This is a genomic window from Mesorhizobium sp. M1A.F.Ca.IN.020.06.1.1 (assembly GCF_004023265.1).
GTDB lineage: Bacteria > Pseudomonadota > Alphaproteobacteria > Rhizobiales > Rhizobiaceae > Mesorhizobium.
In genome coordinates, this window is the sequence record NZ_RZSR01000972.1 from 1 (window position 1) to 2,187 (window position 2,187).

3 protein-coding genes are annotated in these 2,187 nt (G+C 65.5%); all 3 read right to left on the reverse strand.

Features of this window, described 5'->3' with window-relative positions:
• Positions 1–227, reverse strand: a 227-nt coding sequence (locus EOA60_RS29715; protein ID WP_245502643.1) for an rRNA maturation RNAse YbeY, incomplete at its 3' end; no start/stop codon positions are given.
• Between the two features lie 10 nt (positions 228–237).
• A complete protein-coding gene (locus tag EOA60_RS29720; RefSeq protein ID WP_245299624.1) occupies positions 238–1,230 on the reverse strand; it encodes a PhoH family protein in 993 nt (330 codons plus the stop codon).
• Between the two features lie 129 nt (positions 1,231–1,359).
• Positions 1,360–2,187 (reverse strand): MiaB/RimO family radical SAM methylthiotransferase (locus tag EOA60_RS29725; RefSeq protein WP_128312380.1); only part of this gene is annotated, 828 nt, incomplete at its 5' end.

The window sequence follows — 2,187 nt, forward strand, 5'->3', positions numbered from 1 at the left end:
GGCGTGTCCTTGCCGCGCCATTCGGCGTTGAGAGTGCGGATATGGGCGTCGTCGGAAAAAACGACGCTGAGCTCCGATGCGCCGCTCGCACCGGTTTCGGCAAAGGCGGCAGCGACGGCATGATCGACCAGGTGCGCCAGCTCGGCCTCAGGAGGCCAGTCGCCGGCCTCGACGAAAATATCGATGTCGACCGGCGTCTTGCCGCTGGATCCCGGATTTTCAGCCATGGGGCTTGGATCAGCTCTCGGCGCCGAGGCCCCTGGCGAACTTGCCGTCCCGGTCATAGGCCTTGACGATCTCGGCAACCAGCGGATGGCGCACGACATCGCCCTCGTTGAAGCGGACCGTGACTATGCCCGGCACGCCGTCGAGGATGCGCAGCGCCTCGACCAGGCCCGACTTGGTGTTGGGCGGCAGGTCGATCTGGGTCGGATCGCCGGTGACGATCATGCGCGAGTTCTCGCCGAGACGGGTGAGGAACATCTTCATCTGCATCGGCGTGGTGTTCTGCGCCTCGTCGAGGATCACCGCGGCATGCGCCAGCGTGCGGCCGCGCATGAAGGCTAACGGTGCGATCTCGATGACCTCGGCGGCGATCGCCCGCTCGACCTTGTCGGCCGGCATCATGTCGTAGAGCGCGTCGTAGAGCGGCCGCAGATAGGGGTCGACCTTCTCCTTCATGTCGCCGGGCAGGAAGCCGAGCCGCTCGCCGGCCTCGACCGCCGGGCGCGACAGCACGATGCGCTCGACCATGCCGCGCTCGAGCAGCATCGCCGCATGGGCCACCGCCAGATAGGTCTTGCCGGTGCCGGCCGGGCCGATGCCGAAGACCATTTCGGAGCGCTCCAGCGCGCGCATATAGGCGTCCTGGTTGAGCGAACGGGCATAGATCGTGCGCTTGCGCGTGGCGATCTGGGCGGCCGAAACCTTGCCCTTGCGCTCCATGGTGGGCAGCGTCAGCTGGTCGTCGGCGGCGATCGCCATGCGCACGGCGCCGTCGACGTCGGACTGGCCGATATCGACACCCTTCTGCAGAATGCCGTAGAGCGTGTCGAGCGCGCGGCGCGCCTGCTCGGCGGCCGAAGCCGTGCCCTTGATCGCAAGCTGGTTACCCCGCGAACGGATGTCAACGCCGAGCTTCTGCTCGAGACGGGCCAGATTCTCGTCGAACTGGCCGTATAGGGCGCTGGCAAGCTTGTTGTTGTCGAAGGTCAGTACGATGTGCGCCATGTCGGAGGCCCCGGATGCCTGGTTCTGGGGCGGATTCTTCAGTTCAGCAGCGCTCAACCGTCTCTCCTCATCTGCCGAGGCTTGTGGCTATGCATGTCGTTGACCCGAGCACTTTTTGGGCGACATGCATCAGGCCAACTCGGCGAACAGGCTGTTGGGACCTGTCTTCGTGATTCGTACGTCGATAATGTCACCGATTCCGCCGGCCTTGTCGTCAACAATAACAGGCTGCAGCCAGGGCGAGCGGCCGACGATCTGACCGGCATGGCGGCCGGGCTTCTCGATCAGCGTGCTGACGGTGCTGCCGACCAGGCTGGCGATGAATGCCTTCTGCTGCTCGTTGACCAGCGCCTGCAGGCGCTGCAGCCGCTCGTCCTTCACGGCTTCCGACACATGGCCGTCCATCTCGGCGCCCGGCGTGCCGGGACGCGGCGAATATTTGAACGTGAAGGCCGAAGCGTAATTCACCTCGCGCACCAGTTCGAGCGTTGCCTCGAAATCCGCTTCCGTCTCGCCGGGGAAGCCGACGATGAAGTCGCCGGACATGGCGATATCGCCGCGGGCGGCGCGGATGCGATCGATGAGGGCCAGATAATCGCGTGCCGTATGCCTGCGGTTCATCGCCTTCAGTATCCGGTCGGAGCCAGACTGCACTGGTAAATGCAGATAGGGCATCAAGGCCGGCAGGTCACGGTGCGCGGCGATCAATTCATCATCCATGTCGCGCGGATGGCTGGTGGTGTAGCGCAGCCGCGCCAGGCCGGGAATTTTCGCCAGGCGGAAGAGCAGGCGGCCGAGGCCCCATTCCTCGCTGTTTTCGCCCTCGCCGTGCCAGGCGTTGACGTTCTGACCGAGCAGCGTCACCTCGCGCACGCCAGCCTCGGCGAGGCGCTCGGCCTCGGCGACGATCTGGGCCACCGGCCGCGAGACTTCGGAGCCGCGCGTATAGGGCACGAC

What these genes read in the sequence shown, in the direction of transcription:
- EOA60_RS29720 (WP_245299624.1), bottom strand. Translation starts at nt 1,230, where the DNA reads ATGGCGCACATCGTACTGACCTTCGACAACAACAAGCTTGCCAGCGCC.